Source organism: Bradyrhizobium sp. AZCC 1719 (assembly GCF_036924525.1).
Lineage (GTDB): Bacteria > Pseudomonadota > Alphaproteobacteria > Rhizobiales > Xanthobacteraceae > Bradyrhizobium.
On sequence record NZ_JAZHRU010000001.1, the window covers coordinates 402,934 to 425,485 of the forward strand.

At 63.5% G+C, this 22,552-nt stretch carries 22 protein-coding genes; 12 read left to right on the top strand and 10 right to left on the bottom strand.

All coding sequences use genetic code 11. The annotated features are described in order from the left end of the window. The first annotated feature begins 30 nt into the window (after positions 1–30). Together V1292_RS01985 and V1292_RS01990 are read left to right on the top strand one after the other, a co-directional pair. The gene (locus V1292_RS01985; RefSeq protein WP_334370075.1) at positions 31–846 is read left to right on the top strand and encodes an MlaD family protein; all 816 of its coding nucleotides are present in this window, start codon (positions 31–33) and stop codon (positions 844–846) included. A 105-nt stretch (positions 847–951) separates the two neighbouring features. Continuing rightward, positions 952–2,106, top strand: coding sequence for an alpha-hydroxy acid oxidase (locus V1292_RS01990; RefSeq protein ID WP_442895590.1), 1,155 nt, complete (start codon positions 952–954; stop codon positions 2,104–2,106). Between the two features lie 120 nt (positions 2,107–2,226). On the opposite strand, the gene V1292_RS01995 is transcribed toward V1292_RS01990, so the two are convergent. The 3 genes from V1292_RS01995 to V1292_RS02005 form a co-directional block, all read right to left on the bottom strand. Beyond that, entirely contained in the window at positions 2,227–2,805 is a 579-nt protein-coding gene (locus tag V1292_RS01995) for an amino acid synthesis family protein (RefSeq protein WP_334376912.1), read from the bottom strand. Further along, positions 2,805–3,671, bottom strand: a complete 867-nt coding sequence (locus tag V1292_RS02000; protein ID WP_334370077.1) for a fumarylacetoacetate hydrolase family protein — start codon at positions 3,669–3,671, stop codon at positions 2,805–2,807. Before V1292_RS02000 ends, V1292_RS01995 begins: the two co-directional genes overlap by 1 nt. 160 nt (positions 3,672–3,831) lie before the next feature. Continuing rightward, entirely contained in the window at positions 3,832–4,533 is a 702-nt protein-coding gene (locus V1292_RS02005) for a GntR family transcriptional regulator (RefSeq protein WP_057842170.1), read from the bottom strand. A 111-nt stretch (positions 4,534–4,644) separates the two neighbouring features. Here V1292_RS02005 and V1292_RS02010 point away from each other — a divergent pair, with 111 nt between their 5' ends. The 5 genes from V1292_RS02010 to V1292_RS02030 all read left to right on the top strand — a co-directional run bounded on the left by V1292_RS02010 (position 4,645) and on the right by V1292_RS02030 (position 10,126). After that, entirely contained in the window at positions 4,645–5,640 is a 996-nt protein-coding gene (locus tag V1292_RS02010; protein ID WP_334370078.1) for a zinc-dependent alcohol dehydrogenase family protein, read from the top strand. 52 nt (positions 5,641–5,692) lie between these two features. After that, positions 5,693–6,601 carry a VOC family protein gene (locus V1292_RS02015; protein ID WP_334370079.1) on the top strand — a complete coding sequence of 303 codons (909 nt, stop codon included), beginning with the start codon at positions 5,693–5,695 and terminating at the stop codon, positions 6,599–6,601. 63 nt (positions 6,602–6,664) lie between these two features. Continuing rightward, a complete protein-coding gene (locus V1292_RS02020; protein ID WP_334370080.1) occupies positions 6,665–7,675 on the top strand; it encodes a Bug family tripartite tricarboxylate transporter substrate binding protein in 1,011 nt (336 codons plus the stop codon). Positions 7,676–7,994: 319 nt separating this feature from the next. Further along, positions 7,995–8,930 (top strand): DMT family transporter, encoded by a 936-nt coding sequence (locus tag V1292_RS02025; protein WP_334370081.1) that lies wholly within the window; start codon positions 7,995–7,997, stop codon positions 8,928–8,930. A 269-nt stretch (positions 8,931–9,199) separates the two neighbouring features. Further along, positions 9,200–10,126: a Bug family tripartite tricarboxylate transporter substrate binding protein gene (locus V1292_RS02030; RefSeq protein ID WP_442894592.1), complete on the top strand. Its 927-nt coding sequence runs from the start codon at positions 9,200–9,202 to the stop codon at positions 10,124–10,126. A gap of 121 nt (positions 10,127–10,247) precedes the next feature. Here V1292_RS02030 and V1292_RS02035 read toward each other — a convergent pair whose 3' ends face one another. Then, a complete protein-coding gene (locus tag V1292_RS02035; protein ID WP_334370083.1) occupies positions 10,248–11,933 on the bottom strand; it encodes a methyl-accepting chemotaxis protein in 1,686 nt (561 codons plus the stop codon). A gap of 254 nt (positions 11,934–12,187) precedes the next feature. Here V1292_RS02035 and V1292_RS02040 point away from each other — a divergent pair, with 254 nt between their 5' ends. From V1292_RS02040 to V1292_RS02055, 4 genes are all read left to right on the top strand, one after another. After that, a complete protein-coding gene (locus V1292_RS02040) occupies positions 12,188–13,231 on the top strand; it encodes a C-terminal binding protein (RefSeq protein ID WP_334370084.1) in 1,044 nt (347 codons plus the stop codon). A 72-nt stretch (positions 13,232–13,303) separates the two neighbouring features. Continuing rightward, positions 13,304–14,650: an ABC transporter substrate-binding protein gene (locus V1292_RS02045; protein WP_334370085.1), complete on the top strand. Its 1,347-nt coding sequence runs from the start codon at positions 13,304–13,306 to the stop codon at positions 14,648–14,650. Between the two features lie 129 nt (positions 14,651–14,779). Then, positions 14,780–15,736 (top strand): carbohydrate ABC transporter permease, encoded by a 957-nt coding sequence (locus tag V1292_RS02050; protein WP_334370086.1) that lies wholly within the window; start codon positions 14,780–14,782, stop codon positions 15,734–15,736. Then, positions 15,729–16,628, top strand: a complete 900-nt coding sequence (locus V1292_RS02055; protein WP_334370087.1) for a carbohydrate ABC transporter permease — start codon at positions 15,729–15,731, stop codon at positions 16,626–16,628. The genes V1292_RS02050 and V1292_RS02055 overlap by 8 nt, the downstream gene beginning before the upstream one ends. On the opposite strand, the gene V1292_RS02060 is transcribed toward V1292_RS02055, so the two are convergent. From V1292_RS02060 to V1292_RS02085, 6 genes are all read right to left on the bottom strand, one after another. Continuing rightward, the gene (locus V1292_RS02060; protein ID WP_334370088.1) at positions 16,629–17,462 is read right to left on the bottom strand and encodes an energy transducer TonB; all 834 of its coding nucleotides are present in this window, start codon (positions 17,460–17,462) and stop codon (positions 16,629–16,631) included. Between the two features lie 4 nt (positions 17,463–17,466). After that, a complete protein-coding gene (exbD, locus tag V1292_RS02065; RefSeq protein ID WP_334370089.1) occupies positions 17,467–17,907 on the bottom strand; it encodes a TonB system transport protein ExbD in 441 nt (146 codons plus the stop codon). 3 nt (positions 17,908–17,910) lie between these two features. Further along, complete coding sequence (exbB, locus tag V1292_RS02070; RefSeq protein ID WP_442895591.1) at positions 17,911–18,672, bottom strand: tonB-system energizer ExbB; 762 nt, start codon at positions 18,670–18,672, stop codon at positions 17,911–17,913. A 55-nt stretch (positions 18,673–18,727) separates the two neighbouring features. Further along, positions 18,728–19,243, bottom strand: coding sequence for a heme utilization cystosolic carrier protein HutX (hutX, locus tag V1292_RS02075; protein WP_334370090.1), 516 nt, complete (start codon positions 19,241–19,243; stop codon positions 18,728–18,730). Between the two features lie 13 nt (positions 19,244–19,256). Continuing rightward, the gene (locus tag V1292_RS02080) at positions 19,257–19,592 is read right to left on the bottom strand and encodes an antibiotic biosynthesis monooxygenase family protein (protein ID WP_334370091.1); all 336 of its coding nucleotides are present in this window, start codon (positions 19,590–19,592) and stop codon (positions 19,257–19,259) included. Positions 19,593–19,727: 135 nt separating this feature from the next. After that, positions 19,728–22,085: a TonB-dependent hemoglobin/transferrin/lactoferrin family receptor gene (locus V1292_RS02085; RefSeq protein ID WP_334370092.1), complete on the bottom strand. Its 2,358-nt coding sequence runs from the start codon at positions 22,083–22,085 to the stop codon at positions 19,728–19,730. 254 nt (positions 22,086–22,339) lie between these two features. Here V1292_RS02085 and V1292_RS02090 point away from each other — a divergent pair, with 254 nt between their 5' ends. Next, the gene (locus tag V1292_RS02090; RefSeq protein WP_334370093.1) at positions 22,340–22,546 is read left to right on the top strand and encodes a hemin uptake protein HemP; all 207 of its coding nucleotides are present in this window, start codon (positions 22,340–22,342) and stop codon (positions 22,544–22,546) included. Positions 22,547–22,552: the final 6 nt, after the last annotated feature.

The following is a 22,552-nucleotide window of genomic DNA, read 5'->3' on the forward strand; positions in this document are numbered from 1 at the left end:
TCTTAGGCCTGCTTCGTCAAGGCAACTTCGATGAAAGTCCGCGCCAGTAATGTGATGATCGGCACCTTGACCCTGGCCCTGATCGCCGGGTCGCTCGGTGCGTGGCTTGGCTATCAGAAGCTCGCCGGGATCAAGCAAAGGGTGCCGTTCCGCGTGATCTTCGAAGGCTCGGCTTCCGGCCTGCGCAACGGCGGCAGCGTGAATTTCGCCGGCATCCGGGTCGGCGAAGTGGTGTCGCTGAAGCTCGACCATCCGCGCCGCGTGGTCGCGCTCGCCATGATCGACGGCAACACGCCGGTGAAGAGCGACACCCAGGTCGGCCTCGAATTTCAGGGGCTGACGGGAATCGCCGCGATCTCGTTTACCGGCGGCACCGATGAGGCGCCGCCGCCGCCCAAGGGCGCGGACGGCATTCCGGAGCTCACCGCCGATCCGGAAGGAATGCTCAATACCCAGGAAAAAATCCGCGTCGCGCTGCGCAACGTCGACCGCGTGATTGCCGACAACGAGGTGGCGATCAAGGATACTTTGCGGAATTTCGAGACGTTCACCGCCTCGCTCTCAAACAGTGGCGCGAAGATCACGTCCATCATCGCAACCGCCGAATCCGGCATCGGCGCGGTCGACGGCGCAATGGACAAGACCAAGGATTTCCTCGGCAGCCTCGCTAGCGACAAATATGGCGGCGAACTGCTGCCGACCGTGATTTCGCTGCGCGAGCTGATCGAAAGTTTCGACAAGAAGTCCGGGCGGGTGATCGCCGAGACGCGAAAAATGCTCGGCGACGTCAGCGAATCCGTCAACAAGGCCGGCCAGAAATTTGGCGGGCCGCCTCCCCGGCGCTAACCTGCCTTCCGATAACAACCAAAAAAAGATGGAACGCCCGACGTGCTCGACAAATCCACAAGCTTGGCTGCGCCGCCTCCGACCGTGACCCGCACCGAGAGCGCAGTGCCGCGGGCTCTTCAGAAGTATCTTTCGCTCGACGATTTCGAATCCGTTGCGCGTCGGCGGATTCCAAAATTTCTCTACGGCTATATTTCCGGTGGCGCCGAGACCGATGCCGCGCTGCGCGACAACCGCAAAGCCTTCGACGAATACGGCTTCGTGCCGCGCGTGCTCAACGACGTCTCCGGCCGCGACCAGACCGCCACGCTGTTCGGCAAGACCTACGCCGCGCCGTTTGGCATTCCACCGATGGGCTCCTCGGCGCTGTGCGCCTATCGCGGCGATATCATGCTGACGCAGGCCGCTAGGTGCGAGAACGTGCCGATGATCTTGAGCGCCTCGTCGCTGATCACGCTGGAGGATGTCCGCGCCGCCAATCAGGCCACGTGGTACCAGGCCTATCTCGCAGGATTGCCGGAGCGGATCGAGCCGCTGGTCGATCGCGTGGCGGCGGCCGGCTACGATACCTTCGTCGTCACCGCCGACGTGCCGGTGCCGCCCAATCGCGAGAACAACATCCGCAATGGTTTTCAGGTGCCGCTTGCGATCACGCCGCGCGTGTTCTGGGACACGGTCACGCATCCGCACTGGCTGTTCGGCACCTGGGCGCGCACCGTGATCAACCACGGCATGCCGCATTTCGAGAATATGGACGCACAGCGCGGCCCGCCGGTGCTGGCGAAAAACCTGATGCGCAACATCGGCGCCCGCGACCAGCTCGCCTGGAAGCATGTCGAAATGATCCGCAAGAGGTGGAAGGGCAAGCTCGTGGTCAAGGGCCTGGTCTCGCCGGCGGATGCGAAGGTCGCACGCGAGAGCGGCGTCGACGGCGTGATGCTCTCCAACCATGGCGGCCGTCAGCTCGATTACACGATCTCGGGCCTGCGCACGCTGCCGGAGATCGCGGCCGAAGCCAAGGGCATGACTGTCATGGTCGACGGTGGAATCCGCCGCGGCACCGACGTGATCAAAGCGCTCGCGCTCGGTGCCCATTTCGTCTGGGTCGGCCGCCCCTTCCTCTATGCCGCGATCGCCGGCGGCCAAGCCGGCGTGCAACGCGCGATCGCGCTTCTGAAAGCCGAGATCGACCGCGATCTCGCGTTGCTTGGCATCCGCAAGCTCAGCGAGATCACGCCGGATCTGGTGCGGAAGTTCTAGCGTGATACGTAGGGATTCGTAGGGTGGGCAAAGGCGCTATTGCGCCGTGCCCACCATTCAACATCGCGCTTGTGACGGTGGGCACGCTTCGCTTTGCCCACCCTACCAGGCGTTAGCGCCTCACCGCTGCCCGTCGTGCACTGAGATCTGATCCACCGAAAGCCCGCCGATGCGCGCGTGGGCGCGGCCGCCGGTTGCCATCACCAGTCCGAACACGATCTCGTCGCGCCGCGGCGCGTCCCAGATCGTCATCTCGGCGGTGCCGAAATGACTGCGGACGTAAGCCGCCTCGATATGGCCGAGCGGCACCATCAGCCGCGTGCCAATCGCGCCGACGGTCTTGGCCGCAGGCACGATCGCCTTGGCCTGCGCGATCACTTCGCGGATCGCAGCGCCACCCGCCTCGTGCCAGACCGCGCCGTGCTCGAGCTCGCCGTCGCCGCCGACGATCGCACCCTTGCCATAGGCTTCGACAACGTCCTTGCCGCCCAGCCGCTCGCACAACGTCCGCGCCAGTTGCCGGCCGAGATCGCGCAAGCCGGCCTGAAACGACATCAGATCCGGCTCATAGCGGCCGGCATAGGGATTGTTGATGACGGCAAGCACGGTGCCGATCAATAGCGGCTGTGGCCGGCGCGGCCCGCGCTCGTGCCAGACTTCTTCGATCGAGACTTGCGTCTTCCTGATATCGTAGGCCATCACTGCGCGGCCTCATCGAACACGGGGTTACGCAGCACGCCGATCTTCTCCACCTCGACCTCGACGACGTCGCCCGGCACCAGGAACATCGGCGGCTTGCGCGTAAAACCGACGCCGGCCGGGGTGCCGGTAGCGATGACGTCGCCCGGCATCAGATCGAAGATCTCGGAGGCGTAGTTGATCAGCCGCGGAATCGAGAAGATCAGGAACGAGGTGTCGGACTTCTGTACGGTCTTGCCGTTGATGCGTGTCTCGAGCTTCAGCTTGGTCGGATCGGGCAATTCGTCCGTCGTCACCATCCACGGCCCGAACGGCCCGGTGCCGACGAAATTCTTGCCGGCCGCAATCTGCTGCGCATGCATCTGATAGTCGCGCACGCTGACGTCGTTATAGATCGAATAGCCGGCGACATGGCCCATGGCGTTGGCCTCGGAAATATAACGGCCGGGCTTGCCGATGATGACGGCGAGTTCGCCTTCCCAATCGAGATGCGTCGACACTTTCGGCCGGATCACCGGCGCGTCATGCCCGACCTGGGAACGCCAGACGCGCAGGAAGATCGGCGGAAACGCCGTAATCTCACGCTTCATGCCGTGGGCCACCGCCTCCTGGTGGTGGTCGAGATAGTTGCGCACGGCGCAGACGATCTTTTCAGGACGCGGGATCACCGGAAGGTATTTGACGTCGGCGAGCTTCAGGTCGGGCTTGTGGCCGGCCACGATATGATCGCGCTTTTCGAAATCGGGGCTTGCGATGAAGTCCTGCAGCGTGGCGTGGGACAGCTTGCTGCCGAGGTCGACCACGCCATCGCCGACGATCGCTCCCCAGGTCTCCCTGCCATTGTTCAGAAATGAAAGCAGCCGCATGGGACGTGTATCCTTCTCGGTTGGGACGGGCTGATGAACTGGAATTTCGTCAAAGACGACTATTTTCGAAAATATCGCCGAACGCAACCAAAATCCGCCGCCAGGGCGGCTTCCACCGAGCACTTTTATGAGAAAGGCGTCCGCTAGCGGGCGCAGGCGATCAGCCGGCGCTGATCACGCCGGAAGCGTATTTTGCGACGTTGTTGGAGGTGGTCTGGATGTGGCTGGCGATCAGATTGCACGCCTGATCGGCATTGCGCCCGATCGCGGCCTGCATCAGCGCGCGATGCTCGCCGGCCTTGTCGCGCGGGTGCGGCCGGAACATGGCCGACAGATTGCGGTAGCGCTCGGCGCGATCGAACAGCGAGTTTCGCACGGCAAGCAGCGTCGGCGATCCCGATGCCGAAACCAGCGCTTCATGGAACTGGCGGTGCGCCGCCTTCCATTCGGTATTGCTTGCATAATCTTCCGGGGCCCGCTCCTCGATCCTGGCGAGCCGGTGAAGCGACGAGATAACCCTTATTTCCCAGTCGTCGTCGCCCTTTTCGATCGAGCGTCGCATCAGATCGACCTCGATCAGGATGCGGGCATGCGTCAGGTCGTGCAAATCCTCGAGCGTCACCGGCGCGACCTTGTAGCCACGCTGCTCCTCGGCGACGACGAGCCCTTCCGCCGCCAGCAACGTCAACGCTTCGCGCAGCGTCGTGAAGCTGGCGCCGAACGACAGGCGCAGCGCATCGAACTTCAGCGATTCATTCGGCTTGAGCTGGCAGGTGACGATCTCGTTTCGCAGCCGGTGTGCGATGTCGGAGGCGAGCGTCTTGCCGAACTCCTTGCGCGCCTTGAGGGCTGTCGTTGTCATTGATTCTCTCGCGACCCCGAAGCCCGCGATCCTAACCAAAAAGAATCCCGTTGCAATGATTTTCGCAATGAGACATATTTTCGAAAATAGCTAAATTGAGGAGCCGCTCGGATGAAGGCTGTACTGGTGCATCGCCCTGGAGGCCCGGACGCGCTCGACTATGTCGATGTGCCGATGCCTGCGCTGGGCAAGCGGGACGTTCTGATCCGCGCCCAGGCCTTCGGCGTCGGCCAGCCTGACAAGCTGATCCGCAGCGGCGTCTACAAATGGATGCCGCCGCTGCCGGCCAATCCCGGCAATGATGTCGCCGGAATCCTCGAAGCCGTGGGTGCGCAGGTGAGCGGGCTGGTCGTCGGCCAAAGGGTGCTCCTGAGCGCGCGCGACCTCGCCCAGCGCGGCGGCTGCTACGCCGAATATGTCGCCGCGCCTGCGGACGCGGTGCATGTACTGCCCGGGAACGTTGCGTTCGAGGACGCGGTGTGCCTGCCGAACTACCAGGTCGCCTGGGCACTGCTGCACAATTGCGGCTCCGCTACGCCGCCCCACTCCGCCCTCGTCATCGGCGCGGCCGGCGGGGTCGGGACGTCGCTGGTGCAGCTCGCAAAACTGGCCGACATGAAGGTGATCGGCACCGTCTCCACGCCGGAGAAGGCCGCCTTCGCGCGAAAGATGGGGGCCGATGAGATCATCTTCTATCGCGATGAGGACGTCGTCGCCCGCACCCGCGCTCTAACTGACGGACGCGGTGTCAGTCTCGTCCTCGATCACGTCTGCGGCCCCGAATTCTATTCCTATCTCGGTGCGCTCGATAAATGGGGCACCATCGTCTCCTACAACGCGTTTGCCGGACTGCCGACCGAAAACCTGATGGGCGAGATGCGGAAGTATCTCGACATCTGCCCGGCGATCCGCTGCTTCTCCTTTCACATCTACGATAACGACCGCGAAGGCCGGCGCGACATCATGCGAAAGGTGATCGGCTATCTCGCCGAGGGCGCCATTCGCCCGTCGATCTCTCGGCGCTTCAAGCTTTCCGAAGTTCGTGCCGCGCATGAACTGCTCGATTCCGGTGCGGCGTTCGGCAAAATCGTGATGACCCCGGATTGAGCTGGATGCCCGCACAGCCCAAACATTCTGCCTGAATTCAAGAGGTCACGAGATGATCAAGGTCAAGCGGCTGCGACACGTCACTTTCACCACGCCAAACATCGAGGCGCAGCTCGACTACTACCAGTCCATCATAGGGCTCGGCGTCATCCAGCGCAGCGATGGCCGGATCCTGCTCGGCACCGAGTCCGAGGAGCTGACGCTGGTTCTCGAACGCGGCGCGGCCTCGCAATTGACCTCCATCGCCTATGAAGTTGCGCCCAGCCTCGATCCGGCCGACCTGCAGAAATCGCTGGCAAGCTTCAGTATCAAATCGGAGATCAGGAGCGACACGGCGCCGGGAATAGCGAAGGCACTCGTCTTCGACGATCCGGACGGACACCGGATCGAATTGTTTTCCAGATGGGAGTTCTGCAAGGCCGTTGAGCCGATCCGTGGCCTTGCCGTCGCCAAGCTCGGCCACGTCGCGCTCCATACGCCCGATCCCGAGCGAACCGCCAAATTCTTTGGCGACCTTCTCGGCTTCCGCGTCTCCGACCGCATCGAGGAAAATTTCGTCTTCATGCGCTGCGGCCCCGAACACCACGCGATGAACTTTGCGCGCGGCACCGACGGCCGCTTGCATCATCTCGCCTTCGAGCTGCGCGACGCCTCGCACATGCACCAGGCCTGCGACCTGCTCGGCCGCAACAAGTTCCAGATTCTCTGGGGACCGGTGCGGCATGGACCCGGCCACAACGTGGCGGTCTACCATTACAACCCCGACGGCTACTTGATCGAGCTCTATTACAGCATGGATCTGATGCTCGACGAAGAGCTCGGCTATTTCGAGCCGCGTCCCTGGCACCACGATCGTCCGCAGCGGCCGAAGACCTGGATCGGGTTGCCGCGCGACGTCTGGGGCGTCGGGCCAGCCAAGGAAGCAAGCGAATTTTCTCCGGCGATGCGCGGCGTGAAGTAATCGCGCACGCCACCACCAGCCGGAACTGACGTTCAAAAAAACAAAACACGAGGGATGAACCAGATGGCTCGATCGTTGAACGTCCTGCGTGGACGGTTGCTTGCCCTGCGCTGCTGCATCGCTGCCGCAGCGCTTAGCCTCACCTGCCTGGTGCCTTCCATCGCCGCTGCGCAAACTTATCCCAACCGGCCGATCCGGCTGCTGCACGGCTTTGCGGCGGGCGGCGCCGCCGACACTATGGCGCGCATCGTCTCCGACGGGCTTTCCAAGCGGCTGGGGCAGGCGGTGGTGGTGGAAGCAAAGCCGGGCGCCGGCGGCAATCTCGCTGCGGACGCCATCGCCAAGTCCGCGCCGGACGGCTACACGATTGGCCTCGTCACGGGGGCACATGCGATCTCGGGCGCGCTGTACAAGCAGCTCGCCTATAGCCCGATCGATAGTTTCGATATGCTGTCGACGATGGTCTACTACGCACTGGTGATCGCGGTGCGCGCCGACCATCAGGCGAAGACGCTTTCGGACCTGATTGCGCAGGCGAAAGCCAAGCCCGATGCCCTGAGCTACGGCTCGGTCGGTTTCGGCAGCACGCATCATCTCGCGGGCGAGCTGTTGAACGTCACCGCCGGCACAAAGATGGTGCACGTCCCCTATCGCGGTGACTCACTGACCGTCACCTCCCTGCTCGCCGGAGACGTTCCCGTGATCGTCGGGACAACCGTGCTGCTCGCAGGCCAGATCGAAAGCGGCGCCATTCGCGGCCTCGCCGTTACCTCGCCCGCGCGCACCAAGCTGCTGCCGAACGTGCCTTCCGCACAGGAAGCCGGCGTTGCGGGTTTCGACGTTCGCACCTGGGCCGGGCTGGTAGCTCCGAAGGGCACGCCGCCCGATATCGTGAAGCGACTGAACACGGAGATCCAGTCGATGCTGGCCGACCCTGCAACGAAGACGGCGCTGGAGACGGCAACCGGCGGCGAGGTCCGCGGCAGCACGCCGGAGCAAATGCGCGCGCTGATCACGTCGGAGATCGACAAGTGGTCGAAGGTGATCAACGACGCGGGTATCCCGCGCATTTGAGGGGTTGCAGTATCTCACCACGTCATTGCGAGGAGCAAAGCGACGAAGCAATCCATCTATCCGTGATGCCGCACGATGGATTGCTTCGCTTCGCTCGCAATGACGAACAGTAGCTGACGTTCGCGGTCAATCGAGAAGCCGCGGCGTACTGGATACTCCGCTTTCGCGGGGTATGACAGCGGGGGTGCTTCGCGCAGTGCCGTCGCAGTTTCCCAGCGCCATGAAGGAAAAGGCGCAAAACTGATGCGCAAGGCATTGTAGCATTGCGCGCGCGGGACTTGTCGTGCGGCGGAATTTTCGCCCTACTCGCTTCGCGACCATGACCAAGCCCGCACCAGTATCGCCTGCCTTCCATCCGGTCCGGTGGCTGACCAACCAGCCTTACCTGCTGCTGAGCCTGACTTCGCTGTTCTGGGCCGGCAACATCGTGCTGGCGCGCCATGTCGCCGGGCACGTACCGCCGTTGACGCTGTCCTGCGTCCGCTGGATCGGCACCTTTCTGATCCTGCTGCCGTTCGCCTGGCCGCATCTGAAGCAGGACTGGCCGGTGCTGCGCGCGCATCTGCCGATGATGCTGTTCCTGTCGCTGGTCGGATTTGCCTACAACAATGCGATCTCCTACTGGGCGCTGCAATATACCGAGGCGCTGAATGCGCTTCTGATCCAGTCGGCGGGGCCGCTGTTTGTCGCGCTGTGGTCGCTGGCGCTGTTCGGTGTCCGCCTGACGGGTGCGCAGCTCGCCGGCATCACCATCTCGCTCGTGGGCGTCCTGACCATCATCCTGCGCGGCGATTTTAGCGCGCTCGCCGGCATCAGCTTCAACCGCGGCGACCTGATGTTTGCAAGCTCGCTGGTGTCGTTTGGCCTCTATTCGGCGCTGATCCCGCGCCGGCCGGTGACGCACGCGCTGTCGCTGATTTCATTCACCACCTGCTGCGGCGCGCTGATGCTGGTGCCGTTCTCGATCTGGGAATTTTCGACCGGCACCACGCTGAAATTCGACCTGATCTCGATGGCAACGCTCGGCTATGCCGTGATCTTTCCCTCGACGCTGGCGTACCTGTTCTTCAATCGCGGACTGGCGCTGATCGGGCCCAACCGTGCCGCGCCGTTCTTCCACCTGGTGCCGGTGTTCGGCTCGGCGATGGCGATCCTCTGGCTCGGCGAACAGTTGCGATTATTCCATCTGGTGGGCTATGCGCTGGTGCTGGCCGGCGTCGTGATCGCTTCAAGGCGAGCTTCGGCCAAGGCATGAACTCTCGTGTCCCGGCCGCGGTGCAGCGCGACTTCGCGCTGCTCCGCAGAGCCGGGATCCAGCCACAGTGGGCCCCGGTTCAGCAGCGCATCACTTCGTGCTGCGCTGCGCCCGGGGCACGGCATGTTGCGTGGTGTGTCCTGCGGGCTTCCACTTTGTCCCTCGGCAGGCTAGCTTGCCGGCCATTTCAACAGAACAACAACCGAGGAAACAACTATATGTTCGCGTTATTGAAGCGGTATCGGCCTGTCGCCGCAGCGGCTCCCCTGATGCTGGCGATGATCGCCACGGCTGCCGCGCAGGCCCCCTACCCGAACCGCAACATCACGCTGGTGCTGCCGTTCGCGGCCGGCAGCGGCACCGATACCACCACGCGCATCATTTCGAAGGAGCTCGGCACCGCGCTCGGCGCCGGCATCGTGATCGAAAACAAGCCGGGCGCCAACGGCTCGCTCGCCGCAAGCCAGGTCGCCCGCTCCGCGCCGGACGGCTACACGCTGATGGTGTCGACCAACACACCGCATTCGGCAAATCCTTATTTGATGAAGAACATGACCTACGACCCGGTCAAGGACTTCACGCCGATCGCGCGCAGCGGCGACCTGCCCTTCATGCTGGTGATCCACCCGGATATTCCGGCGAACTCGGTGGCCGAACTGATTGCGCTGGCGAAGAAGGAGCCGGGTAAATACTCCTATGCCAGCGGCAGCTCGGCTGCGATCGTCTCCGGCGCAACGTTTGCCCGCCTCGCCGGCATCGATCTGCTTCACGTCCCCTACAAGAGCTCGCCGCCCGCCTTGACCGATCTGATCGCCGGCCGCGTCTCAATGATGTTCATCGACGTGCCGACCGGCCTGCCCCACGTCAACGCCAAGGCGCTGAAGGCGCTCGCGGTCACCACCAAGCAGCGCTCGGCATTGTTGCCCGATCTCCCGACCATGAACGACACGGTGAAGGGTTTTGATATCACCTCGTGGCAAGGCTATTTCGGCCCCGCCGGCATGCCGAAGGATATCGTCGCCAGGCTGAACGCGGAAATCCGCAAGGTCGTCGAGCGCCCCGACATCAAGAGCCAGCTAGCGGAGCGCGGCATGGAAGCATTCTCCGGCACGCCGGAAGAGTTCGACGCCTTCGTGAAGGAGCAGCTCGTGGTGTGGGAGAAGCTGATTGCGGGCGCGGGAATCGAGAAGCAGTAAGGCGGCTGCCGCATTGTGTAGGGTGGGCAAAGGCGCCTTAGCGCCGTGCCCACCATCTATTCGTTGGACCGTCTTTGTGAATGGTGGGCACGCTACGCTTTGCCCACCCTACAATTCTGCCTTACGCCACGCGCACCTTGCCTAGGAACTCATCCACCGCGCTGCGCAGCATGCCGGACTGGGTGTCGAGTTCACGGGCGCTCGCCAGCACTTCGGATGCTGCCTTGCCGGTTGCGGCCGCAGCGGTGCTGACGCCGCCGATATGGGCCGAGATCTCGTTCGATCCGGCCGCCACCGACTGAATGTTGCGGGCGATTTCGCGGGTGGCGCCGCCCTGCTGCTCGACGGCGGTCGAGATCGAGACGGTGATCTCGCTCATCTGCGCGATGGTCTCGGAGATGCCGCCGATCGACGCCACGGCTTCGCTGGTGGAAGCCTGCATGGCCGCAACCTGCGCGGAGATTTCCTCGGTCGCCTTCGCGGTCTGGTTGGCGAGCGCCTTCACTTCCGACGCCACCACCGCAAAGCCGCGGCCGGAATCGCCGGCGCGCGCCGCTTCGATGGTGGCGTTCAGCGCAAGCAAATTGGTTTGGGCAGCGATCGAGTGGATCAGCTTGACCACTTCGCCGATCTTCTCGGCGCCGGTCGAGAGCGCGCCGACGGTGGCGTTGGTACGCTCGGCGTCGCTGACCGCCTTGGCGGCGATCTCGCTGGAGCGCGTCACCTGGCGGGAAATCTCGGTGACCGAGCTAGAGAGCTCCTCAGCGGCGGACGCCACCGTGCCGACATTGTCGGACGAACGCTGCGACGCTGCGCCGACGGTCGCCGCCCGCGCGCTGGCGTCGCTGGCGGTCGTGGTCATGGATTGCGCGGTGCTCTGCATACCGGCGGCCGCCGTCGAAACCGAGCGGACGATGCCGGTCACGCTGCGTTCGAAGTCGCTGGCGATGCTTTCCATCGCCGCCCGCCGTTCGGCCTCGGCGCGCGCCTGCACCTCGGCTTCCTTCTGCTCAAGCCCGCGGATGCGAACCGCGTTGTCCTTGAAGATCTGCACGGTCGCGGCCATCGCGCCGATCTCGTCGCCGCGGCCGATGCCGGGAATTTCGCCGTCGAGCCGGCCCTCGGCGAGGTCCTGCATGCGGGCGCCGAGCTGACCGAGCGGCTTCGAGATACTGCGGCCGATCATCCAGGCGATGCTGCCTGCAACCAGCGCGATGCCGAGAATGGCAAGCCCGAGCACTGCCGCGATCGGCTTCATTTTGGCGTCGAGGTCGTCGAGATAGGCGCCGGTGCCGACGAACATGTTCCAGCCCGGGATCGGAACCGCGTAGGAGAATTTGCGGATCAGCTCTTCTTGTCCGGGTTTGCGGAATTCATAGCGCAGCATGATTTCGCCGTTCGCCGCGATGCCGTCGCGCAGTTCGCGCACCAGCTTTCGGCCACCGGTGTCGATATCCATACGGTTCTGGCCGATCTGGCTGGGAACCGGGGCGAGCACGGCGACGCCATCCATCGTGTAGGCGAACACGTAGCCGTTGCCATTGTCGAAGGTCAGCGTATTGCCGCGCTTGCTGAACTCGGCAATCGCCGCCTCCTTGGTCATCTGGCCGGCGGCAACCTGCTTCTGCAGGCCGAGCGCCATGTTGCGCGCCATATCGACGATCGCCTTGGTCTGCTCGATCCGAGCATTGAGCATCTCACGCTGCATCAAATAGCCCGCGAGCACACCGGCGACGCAGAGGCCGAGCAGGGTCACGCCCACCAGAATGCCGAGTTTGGGGGTGATCTTGAGATTGGTCAGCTTCACGGGGATCTCCGGAAAATAGGCGCGTAGCACGCGATTGGCCGATTGATTCGGCGCACAATATCGTGAGACCCTTTAGCGCTTTGTTACGAAGGCCAGCGGAAATCCGGCAGAAAGCGATGCTGCCGACCAAGCAGCAACCGGCAATTGTAGCCGAAGCAAGTCAAGTCGCGTAAAAGGTGAAAAGTACGTCAACGATGAAAGTGGCGGCGCCCGCCGCCTCAACCAACACCGAAAAATAAAATCGGGAGCAGGAAATGCCGAAATTCAGGGTGGTGACGCCGAAGGGCGCGAGCTTCACGGTCGCCGGCGGCGGCTATGACTATGAGAAGGAAGCGCTCGATCCGATCGGGGCCGAAATCATCGAGGCGCCGGCCAACGAGGCGGAATTCATCGCTGCCGCAAAAACCGCGGACGCGATCTACGCCAAGGGCATGCCGATTACCAAAGCCGTCATCGACGCGCTGGAAAATTGCAAGGTGATCACGCTCGGCAGCGTCGGCGTCGACAGTGTCGACGTCAAGGCCGCCACCGCCCGCGGCATCCCGGTCACCAACATTCCCGACACCTTCATTGAAGAGGTCGCCGACCACGCCATGATGCTGCTGCTGGCGGGTTTTCGGCGGCTGGTCGAGCAGGACAAGATGGCGCGCACCGGCCGCTGGTCCGAGGGCCGGCCTGCGCTTTTGAAGATCCCGCGGCTGATGGGCCAGACGCTCGGCTTCATCTCGTTCGGCCGGGTGGCGCGCGCCGTCGCCAAGCGCGCCGCCCCCTTCGGCCTGCGCATGATGGCCTATGACCCGTTCATCCAGGAAACGCTGATGTACGACCACGGCGTGATCCCGGCGACGTTGTCGGAGGTGCTGCAACAGTCGGATTTCGTCTCGATGCACGCGCCGGCCCGGCCCGAGGTGCATCACATGCTGACCGAGAAGCATTTCCGCCAGATGAAAAATTCGGCCGTCTTCATCAATACCGGCCGCGGCGCCACCGTGGACGAGGAAGCGCTGATCAAGGCGCTGCAGGAGGGCTGGATCGCGCACGCCGCCCTCGACGTGCTGGAAAAGGAGCCGCCGGCGCACAACAATCCGATACTTTCGATGGAAAACGTCACCCTGACCGCCCATGTGGCGTCGGCCTCGGCACGTTTTGACGAGGCGCGCAAGCGCCGTGTGGGCTACGAATTGTCACTGGTCCTGTCCGGCATGTGGCCGGTAAGCTGTGTCAATCCGTCGGTGCTGCAAAACACCTCGCTCCGTCGCTGGCAACCCGTCAGCATGGACCGAGGGCCCAACAGCTAACACGGCGAAAGCGTTTTGAACGACAGGGTTCACCGGCGATTCAACGCCGGGAACCGATACAGGGAGAGCACCATGAGGAACGACATCACCCGTCGCGATGCGTTGGCTTTGGGCGCCTCGGCAGCGGCTCTGGCCGTGACCGGCGCATCGGCGCAAACCGCATCCACCATCAAAGCCGCCGACGTCCCCGCCCCCAAGTTCGCAATCGAAAAAGGCGCATCCTTGCGCATGCTGCGCCCGGTCCGCTTCGTGCAGGCCGATGAGGACGTGTTCCGCGCCAACGCGGCCAAATTCTCCAAGGAGACCGGCATCGAGGTCAAGGTCGACTTCGTCGGCTGGGAAGACATCAGCCAGCAGACCGCGGTGACCTCGAATTCCGGCGCCGGCCCGGATATCATCATCGGCTTCTCCGATGCGCCGCACATCTATGTCGACAAGCTGGTCGAACTGAACGACGTCACCGATTATCTCGGCAAGCGCTATGGCGGCTGGCTGCCGCTGGCGCAGACGTACGGCAAGCGCGGCAAGAGCGACAAATGGATCGGATTGCCGTTCGGCGCGACTGCCGGCCCGCTGATCTACCGAAAATCGGTGCTGCAATCGATCGGCTACGACAAGGTCCCGGAAGACAGTGCCGGATTTGTGGACCTTTGCCAGAAGCTGCACAAGGCCGGCAAGCCGGCCGGCTTCGCGCTGGGCAACGCCAAGGGCGACGGCAACGGTTTTGCCAACTGGGCGCTGTGGTCGCACAACGCTTCGCTGCTCGATGAAGAGGGTAATATCATCATCAACAGCAAGGAGACCATCGAAGCGCTGAAGTGGGTCAAGGCACTGTACCCGACCTTCATCGCCGGGACGTCGTCGTGGAACGACGTCAGCAACAACCGCGCCTACTCCTCGCAGGAAATCTCGCTGACCGCCAACGGCGTCTCGCTGTACTTCTCGCTGAAGAACGATCCGGCGACCAAGGCGATTGCCGAGGACAGCGAGCATCAACTGCTGCCGAAGGGCCTTGCCAAGGTCTCGCCGATGGCCGGCCTGACGCTGAACGCGATGCTGTTCAAGCACAGCCCCTATCCCAATGCCGCAAAGGCGTTCCTGCAATTCATGATGGAAAAGGAACAGTACGAGCCGTGGCTCAACGCCAACTCCGGCTACTGGTCGCAGCCGCTTGCCGCCTATGCCGACGCCGCGGTCTGGTCCAGCGACCCCAAGGTCTCGATCTTCAAGAACACCATGCAGAGCACCTACTACGATGGCTACAAGGGGCCGATTTCGACCGCAACCGGTGCGGTCAGCGCCGACTACGTGCTGATCCAGATGTGCGCCGCGGTCGCGACAGGTGCCCAGACGCCGGAGGCCGCCGCTGCGGAGGCGGAGCAGCGTGCGAAACGGTACTTCCGGCGGCAGGGGCGGTAGGGCCGCCGCTGAACCGCACTCTGGATCAACCGTCATTGCGAGCGAAGCAAAGCAATCCATAGCGCCGCAGAGGAGGAATGGATTGCTTCGTCGCTTCGCTCCTCGCAATGACGACGGTGGACGCATTCAATGTCTGTAACTACTCTCCCATCGCGCGGCGTGGCGCTCCGGCAACCGGGCTGGATCGCGCGCCTGTTCGACTACAAGCCGTTCCTGATCGTGATGTGCCTTGCGCCGGCGATCGGGCTGTTGACGGTGTTCCTCACCTACCCGCTCGGCCTCGGCGTCTGGCTCGCCTTCACCGACACCACGATCGGCCAGCGCGGCATCTTCATTGGCCTGGAGAATTTCCAGTATCTGTGGACCGATCCCTTGTGGTGGGGCGCGGTGTTCTACAGTGTGTTCTACACGGCGATCGCGACCTTCGGGAAATTCGCGCTCGGCTTCTGGTTGGCGCTCCTGCTCAACAACCACTTCCCGCTCAAGAGCCTGTTGCGCGCCATCGTGCTGTTGCCGTGGATCGTGCCGACGGTGCTGTCGGCGCTGGCGTTCTGGTGGATCTACGATCCGCAGTTCTCGATCATCTCCTATCTCTTGGTCGACGTGCTGCATATCCGCTCGACCAACATCGACTTCCTCGGCACGCCGTGGCCGGCGCGCTTCTCGCTGATCGCAGCCAACATCTGGCGCGGCATTCCGTTCGTGGCGATCTCGCTGCTGGCGGGGCTGCAGACCATCTCACCCTCGCTCTATGAAGCTGCGATGCTGGACGGCGCCACCGCCTGGCAGCGCTTCCGCTACATCACCTTGCCGATGATGATGCCGATTCTGGCGATCGTGATGACGTTCTCGATCATCTTCACTTTTACCGACTTCCAGCTCGTCTATGCCATCACCCGCGGCGGTCCGGTCAATTCCACGCACCTGCTGGCGACGCTGGCGTTCCAGCGCGGCATCGCCGGCGGCGAGCTTGGCGAGGGTGCAGCGATCGCGGTCTCGATGATCCCGTTCCTCGTGTTCGCGACGTTGTTCAGCTACTTCGGCCTGGCGCGTCGCAAATGGCAGCAGGGAGAAGCCAATGACTGACGCAGCTGCCCAACAATCCACCAACGCCGCCAGCGCCACGCCAGACACCATGGCGTGGGATTCCCGCGCGCGGCGGGTGATGATGATCTATCTGCCGCTGGCCTGCTTCGTGCTGATCCTGCTGTTCCCGTTCTACTGGATGGCGATCACCTCGTTCAAGCCGAACGCGGAGCTTCTGAACTACAAGCAGCACAATCCGTTCTGGATTTCCTCGCCGACGCTGGCGCACATCAAGCATCTCTTGTTCGACACCGCCTATCCGACCTGGCTCAAGACCACGATGTTCGTGGCGATCGGCTCCACCTTCCTGTCGCTGTTCGCTTCGACGCTCGCAGCTTACGCGATCGAGCGCTTGCGCTTCCGCGGCAGCCCCTATGTGGGCTTGGGTATCTATCTCGCTTATCTGGTGCCGCCCTCGATCCTGTTCATTCCGTTAGCCACCGTGATCGTGCAGTTTGGCCTGTTCGATTCACCGATGGCGCTGATCCTGGTATATCCGACCTTCCTGGTGCCGTTCTGCACCTGGCTATTGATCGGCTATTTCAAGTCGATTCCTTATGAGCTCGAGGAATGCGCACTGGTCGATGGCGCCACACGGCTGCAAATCCTGCGGCGGATCACGCTGCCGCTCGCGGTGCCCGGCCTGATCTCGGCCGGCATCTTCTCTTTCACGCTGTCGTGGAACGAGTTCATCTACGCGCTCGCCTTCATCCAGAGCGGCGCCAACAAGACGGTGCCGGTCGCGATCCTGACCGAGCTCGTCACCGGTGACGTCTACCAGTGGGGCGCGTTGATGGCAGGCTCGCTGCTCGGCTCGCTGCCGGTCGCGCTGTTTTATTCGCTGTTCGTGGATTATTACGTGTCGTCGCTGACCGGCGCGGTGAAGGAGTAGCTAGCGAAGCCCAAACGACACCGGCATGGTGAAGCTCATCGAAGCCTGCTTCATGTCGGGCGGAAACGGCGGGAATGGTTGCGCCCGACGAAGCGTCGCCAGACTCTCCGCATCGAGCGCCGCATGGCCGGTTGATCCGACCAGTTTGCTCGCCATCACCTGACCGCTGCGACTCAGGGTGAAATTCACCCGGCCAACGCCCTGTTTGCCGGCGGCCTTGGCCTCCGGCGGATATTGCTTGAAGCGACGCAGGTGGGCGAGGACGAGTTGGTTGTAGGAAGCAATGGCCGCCGCTGACGCGCCAGAGCTGACCGCCGACGCAGCCGGTGCCTGACGCTCAGCCCGAGGGGAAGCCGTTGTGCGCGGCGCGGGCGGAGCCTCCGTCGGCTTCTTTGCCTCCGCACGCACTACCTTTGGCTTTACCGGAGCTGGCTTTTTCTCGGGCTCGACCTTGGCGGGCTCGGGCTTCGGCGGGGTAGGCTCGGCCTTCTGCTCCGGCGGGGCGACGACCTCCGGTTTCTCCTGTGGAGGTGTCGGCGCAATCTGCTCCGGCACGACCTCCTGCTGCGCCGCCTCGGGCGGCGGCGAGGCGTCGGCCTGCTGCATCACCGGTCCCGGCGCGAGGTCCATCGGTGTCGGCTGCGGCGCGGAAGAGACTGGCGCCATGTCGACCATGATCGCCGGCGTCGAGACGCCAGGCGTGGGCCGCTGCGTGGTCCAATTTATCGCAACGGCGACCAGCGCGGCATGCGCCGCCACGATCGCAAACGCCGATGCGCCCCAGCGCCGGACGGCGACCTGGTCGGAGACATCGTGGAGCGCGAACGCGTTCATGGCCTTAGCTTCGGCCGTCGAGGCCGACCAGCGCGATCTTGAGATAGCCGGCGTTGCGCAGAAGGTTCATCACCTCCATCAGGTCGCCATAGCTGACCGCCTTGTCGGCGCGCAGAAAGATACGCTCGTCCTTTTTCCCCTGCGTGGCGCTATCGAGCGTAGAGGTCAGCGCATCGCGCGCGATCACGTCCTCGCCGACCGCAACCGACAGGTCCGGCTTCACGGTGACGAACACAGGCTTGTCCGGGCGCGGCGACGGCTCGACCGCGCTGGCCGGGAGATCGACGCCGAGATCAACGGTAGCGAGTGGCGCGGCAACCATGAAGATGATCAGCAGCACCAGCATCACGTCGATGAACGGCGTGACGTTGATCTCGTGATTCTCGACAAGATCGTCGCCGCCGCGCGCCCGTCCGCCGACAACATGTCCGAGCTTCGCGCCCATTGCCTACTCCGCAGCGCGCGCCAGGCGGAACGCACCGCGGTCGCCCTCGCGGCTGATCAGGAGCAGCACCAGCGCCGAGGCATCGCCGAGCAGCGCACGATGGGCTGAGATCGTGCGCGTGAGATGGTTGTAGATCACGACCGCCGGAATCGCCGCGACGAGACCGAGCGCGGTTGCGAGCAACGCCTCCGCAATACCGGGCGCGACCACGGCAAGGTTGGTGGTCTTGGCCTCGGAAATGCCGATGAACGAATTCATGATGCCCCAGACCGTCCCGAACAGGCCGACGAACGGCGCGGTGGCGCCAATGGTGGCGAGCACGCCGGTGCCGCGCGCGATTTGCCTGGACATCGCCGCCTCGACCCGCTCCAGCCGCAGCGCGACACGCTCCTTGAGACCGTCGTCGAAATGTCCGCCGGAGAGGCTGGCTTCGCGTGCGGCGGACTGAATGATCTGCGCCACCGCATCGTTGCCGCCGCGGGTTTCCTGCTCGGCCTTGGCCAACACCGTATCGGTTTCCAGCATGCTCAAGCGCCGTTTGGCCGTCGCGGTCTTGCGGCGGATTTCGATGGTCTTGGCCAGCCAGATCGTCCACGTCACCAGCGAGGCGAAGGCCAAGCCCACCATGACCGCCTGCACCACCACGTCCGCATTCACGAACATGTTCCAGGGCGACAGGTTGCGCGGCAGCAGCGCAACGTCGGTGGCGGCGAGCGCCGCGCCTGGCATTCCAGCCACACCGGCAACGCCGCACCAACGGATCATAACGTTCAGCATCGTTCGCTGCATGATCGTCTCCCGGGCTGACAATGCGGATCGGTTACGCCGCGCGGGCGGGCGCGATCCTTTCCGCCAACGCATGAAAGCGCTGCAACTGGTCGCCGCGCAGCGCGCGCTGCTCGTCGCGGCCGACGAACACCTTGAACATGATGCCGCCGTCGACATTGACGAATGCAATGAAGGCCGACGACTTGCCCATGAAGGGCCGCTCGACAAAAGCGATGGCTCCGCAGCGCTCGTGCCGGAGATGGCCGTGCAGCCCCTTCGGCTGCATCAGGTTGAAGTAGCCGCGGCCGATCTCGCCGGCGGGGATGGCGCCGGTAAACTCGAAGATCGCATCGTCGGTGTGGACGATCAGCGTCACCTCGCCCCATTGCGCGACGTCGGCCATCGCGGCGGCGAATTCGTCGCCGGGGCCGATGCGCACCATCGTGTCGGGCAGCGCTTCGAGCACGGCGCGCGGCGTGACCTTGCGCTCCCGCGCGACGTCCTCGATCACCGCACCCGGATTCTCCGCCATATAGGCCTTGAGGTCGGCAAACTCCGTGCTCAGCATGGCACCCTCCCCGTCAAGCGGCGGCGCTGGATTTGCGCTCGCTCAGGATCACCTCGAACCCTTCGAACTTGGGGTGGCCGAGATAGAGGCTTTCGCCGGTCTGATTGTCTGCGCGGGCATGCGCGCGGCGGAACTCTTCCGAACGGGTCCAGGCTTCGAAGGCCGCCTTGTCGACCCAGACCGTGTGCGACGAATACAGCGTGTGATCCTCGGCGACGGGTCCCTTCAGCAGGTGAAACTCGACGAAGCCGGCCATGTTGCTGAGATAGGACTCGCGCGTGCGCCACACCTTCTCGAAAGCCGCTTCAGAGCCAATCTTCACCTGAAACCGGTTCATCGCGATAAACATTTGAAATCTCCTTGCTGGGTTGCTGGGGTGCGCCTGGCGTACCGTTTGAGTTGGTTGGAAACATGGATGCACCGAAGCCGCGCTGGAGCATCAGCGCGGCCCGGTGCAACTTGATCGGTTTGTCAGCCCGTCGAACTAAACTCCGCCAAAGTGAATTTTCAATCCGGCTTTATAGACCCTACCCGGTCCGGGGCTCGACCACAGCACGTCGTTCTGCGTGCTGTTGTCGGACGAACTGCGCGGAATCGCATAGGGCCGATAGTACTGGTTCAGGAGGTTGTCGATCGAGGCCGAGAAGACGATGTCCTTGGTCGCATTCCAGGTCAGGTAGAGATTGACCAGTTCATAACCGGTCGAGGGCAGATAGTTGGCGGGCACGTCGTTGTTGGCGCCGAACGAGGACCACTGCGCTGCCAGGATCAGCCTGCGATCGAGCAGCCGCACGCCACCGGTCGTGGTGATCTTGCGCGGCGTGATGGTCGAAAGGCCGATATTGGTCGCGACGTTCTTGCCGCGGATCAGATGGCCGGCAACACCGACATACCATGAGCCAGCATCGTACACCGTCTCGGCCTCAACGCCTTCGATCCGGGCCTGCCCGATGTTCTGGTACTGGTAGAACTGGGGGAGCGTGCCGAACGGCGGCATCGCAGTAAATCCGAACGGGACGAGGTCGATGTAGTCACTGACGTCGTTACGGAAGATGTTGAACTTGCCGCGGAAACTGTCGTTGGCGGCAAAGATGCCGTCATATTTCAGGTTGACGCCCGCTTCCTTGTTCTTGCCGACCTCCGGCCGCAGGTTGGGATTGGGCAGGAAGCAGAACAGGCCGAAGTTGCCGTCCGGGCAGTTGAAACCAAACGGCGCACCGCCGTTCGCATGGGAGCCGTTGATCAGCGTTTCCGTGATCGCGGGCGCGCGATAGCCTTCGGCATAGCTGACATAGGGCGTAAAACCCGCCACCGGCGTCACGCCGATGGTGATCTTCGGCGAGAAGCGGTCGCCGCCGCCGCCGGTCGCCACCGTCGCCGAATGAAGGTCATAGCGGTCGTACCGGATCGCACTGATGATTTCGAGCCAGGTCGAGTAGTTCTGCTTCAGTTGCGCGAAACCGCCGGAGACGGTCCGCAGGCCGCTGGGCGTGGTGATGTTCGAATTGCCCCGGCTGTCGCTCGTTCTCACATCGTCCTGAAACGCGTCGAACCCGACCGTGAATGCGTTGCGCCAGTCGCCGACATTGAAGCGCGTGGTGTTGTTGACGTCGATGCCTAGAGTATCGAGCACATAGCCGCGCCTGTCGCCCACGCAGCCCGAAATGTTGTTGCCAGGATTGGCGAGCGAACAAACGCCGCCGCCGCTTGTGATGCGGTTGTTGTAGGTCTTGATCTGGTCGTTGTCGGTCCGATTGCCGTAGACCGTTGCGTTCCAGTCGAACCACATATCATCGGGCTTCGAGTACTTCCAGGTGATGGTGCCCGTGTAGTTCTTGGCGTCCGATGCATAGACGGAGGAGCCGGCAATCGCCGCCGCGGGCGTTGCGGTCGTCGTCGGGCCGCGGTTGAACTGTCCGATGCTGTATTTGTAATCCTGGAAAATGCCGCCGAGCTTGATCTCGTGGCCGTCGGCCGGCCGCACCGTGAGCTTCATCAGGCCGGCCGCGATCTCGTTGCCGGTGTTGCCGATCTCGGTGCCGTTGCCGTCTTTGTAGTTGCCTTGCGTGCGGTAGACCGCGCCGCCGAAGACGTCGACGTTGGGATCCGCGCGCACGCCACCGAAGATCGAGCCGAGGCCGCGAGCACTGTTGGTACCGCCAGAGCCGGTCATGTCGACGCCCCAGCGCTCGCCCGGACGCACGACGTCGTCGATGTCCTTGGTGCGGAACGAGACCACACCGCCGATCGCGCCGGAGCCGTAGATGTTGGCAGTTGGCCCGCGCACCACGTCGACGCCGCCGACGAGCTCCGGATCGAGGAAGAACGAGCCGTTGGCGTTGTGGCCGGTACGCTGGTAGTTCTGCCGCGCACCATCGACGACGACGGCAACGCGGCCGAAATCCTGCAGGCCGCGGATGTTGATGACGGTCGAGGGATCGTCGCCGCGCTCCTGGAACGAGACGCCGGGCACATTGTAGAAGATGTCGGACAATCGGTTCGGCTGCAGGCCCTGAATCTGCTCGAGCGTCACCACGCTGACCGGCGCCAGCGCGTCGATGGCGCGCTCCTCGGTCTTCGACGCCACGACCGTGAGGGTATCGAGCGATTGCACCGGGCCGGTCCCAATCTGCGCGCGCGCGTTCATTACAGGCGCAGCGGCCTGCTGGTCCGCTTGCGGCTTCGCCGGCTTGCGCCGCGCTTGCTTCTTCTGCTCAGGCGAAGACGTAGCGGCCTGCGTACCCGCCGTCTGCGCGTTGCCGGCTTCCCCGACCAGCAATGCAATTGAAAACACCGACGCGCCCAACAAGAAGGCACGCGAAATCCTAGCCCCGTCAGCCATACAACCCCAGCCCCGATATCTGTTCTTGGCTGGCGGGCGCTGCGCGTAACTTGCGAGCTGCTTGCTGGCTGCCACATTCAGGATGCAGGCATTGTGCCAGCATCGCATCATGCTTGGTTACGTGGCGGTTTCCGGGCGGTCAAGAACCGCATTCGGCACTTTATATCAATTGTAAAGTGCGGCGGTTGGATTGCGGCCCCGCCCAACTATACAAGCGTAGATCGATTGAATTTTTCGGGGCACCAAAGCGCAAAATGTCCGCGACAACAGGAGACAAGCTCGGAGCCGCCCGGACGCAAGCCGGCAATCCCGCTCCCGCAGCAAGATCCCTTGCCATCAGCGGCAACCGGATCGACAGCCGCGAACTGTTCGCCACCGAGCGCGAAATCATCATCGCGCATGGCGAGGAGCATTACCGTCTGCGGCTGACGTCGCAGAACAAGCTGATCCTGACGAAGTGACCGACC

Excerpts from the sequence above, each read along its gene's own strand:
- V1292_RS02025 (WP_334370081.1), top strand. The coding sequence starts at position 7,995 with ATGACCAAGCCCGCACCAGTATCGCCTGCCTTCCATCCGGTCCGGTGG.
- V1292_RS02030 (WP_442894592.1), top strand. The coding sequence starts at position 9,200 with ATGCTGGCGATGATCGCCACGGCTGCCGCGCAGGCCCCCTACCCGAAC.
- exbB (WP_442895591.1), bottom strand. The coding sequence starts at position 18,672 with ATGATCCGTTGGTGCGGCGTTGCCGGTGTGGCTGGAATGCCAGGCGCG.
- exbD (WP_334370089.1), bottom strand. The coding sequence starts at position 17,907 with ATGGGCGCGAAGCTCGGACATGTTGTCGGCGGACGGGCGCGCGGCGGC.
- V1292_RS02055 (WP_334370087.1), top strand. The coding sequence starts at position 15,729 with ATGACTGACGCAGCTGCCCAACAATCCACCAACGCCGCCAGCGCCACG.
- V1292_RS02085 (WP_334370092.1), bottom strand. The coding sequence starts at position 22,085 with ATGGCTGACGGGGCTAGGATTTCGCGTGCCTTCTTGTTGGGCGCGTCG.
- V1292_RS02015 (WP_334370079.1), top strand. The coding sequence starts at position 5,693 with ATGATCAAGGTCAAGCGGCTGCGACACGTCACTTTCACCACGCCAAAC.
- V1292_RS02020 (WP_334370080.1), top strand. The coding sequence starts at position 6,665 with ATGGCTCGATCGTTGAACGTCCTGCGTGGACGGTTGCTTGCCCTGCGC.
- V1292_RS02040 (WP_334370084.1), top strand. The coding sequence starts at position 12,188 with ATGCCGAAATTCAGGGTGGTGACGCCGAAGGGCGCGAGCTTCACGGTC.
- V1292_RS02000 (WP_334370077.1), bottom strand. The coding sequence starts at position 3,671 with ATGCGGCTGCTTTCATTTCTGAACAATGGCAGGGAGACCTGGGGAGCG.
- V1292_RS02010 (WP_334370078.1), top strand. The coding sequence starts at position 4,645 with ATGAAGGCTGTACTGGTGCATCGCCCTGGAGGCCCGGACGCGCTCGAC.
- V1292_RS02060 (WP_334370088.1), bottom strand. The coding sequence starts at position 17,462 with ATGAACGCGTTCGCGCTCCACGATGTCTCCGACCAGGTCGCCGTCCGG.
- V1292_RS02090 (WP_334370093.1), top strand. The coding sequence starts at position 22,340 with ATGTCCGCGACAACAGGAGACAAGCTCGGAGCCGCCCGGACGCAAGCC.
- V1292_RS01995 (WP_334376912.1), bottom strand. The coding sequence starts at position 2,805 with ATGGCCTACGATATCAGGAAGACGCAAGTCTCGATCGAAGAAGTCTGG.
- hutX (WP_334370090.1), bottom strand. The coding sequence starts at position 19,243 with ATGCTGAGCACGGAGTTTGCCGACCTCAAGGCCTATATGGCGGAGAAT.
- V1292_RS02080 (WP_334370091.1), bottom strand. The coding sequence starts at position 19,592 with ATGTTTATCGCGATGAACCGGTTTCAGGTGAAGATTGGCTCTGAAGCG.
- V1292_RS02005 (WP_057842170.1), bottom strand. The coding sequence starts at position 4,533 with ATGACAACGACAGCCCTCAAGGCGCGCAAGGAGTTCGGCAAGACGCTC.
- V1292_RS02050 (WP_334370086.1), top strand. The coding sequence starts at position 14,780 with ATGTCTGTAACTACTCTCCCATCGCGCGGCGTGGCGCTCCGGCAACCG.
- V1292_RS01985 (WP_334370075.1), top strand. The coding sequence starts at position 31 with ATGAAAGTCCGCGCCAGTAATGTGATGATCGGCACCTTGACCCTGGCC.
- V1292_RS02045 (WP_334370085.1), top strand. The coding sequence starts at position 13,304 with ATGAGGAACGACATCACCCGTCGCGATGCGTTGGCTTTGGGCGCCTCG.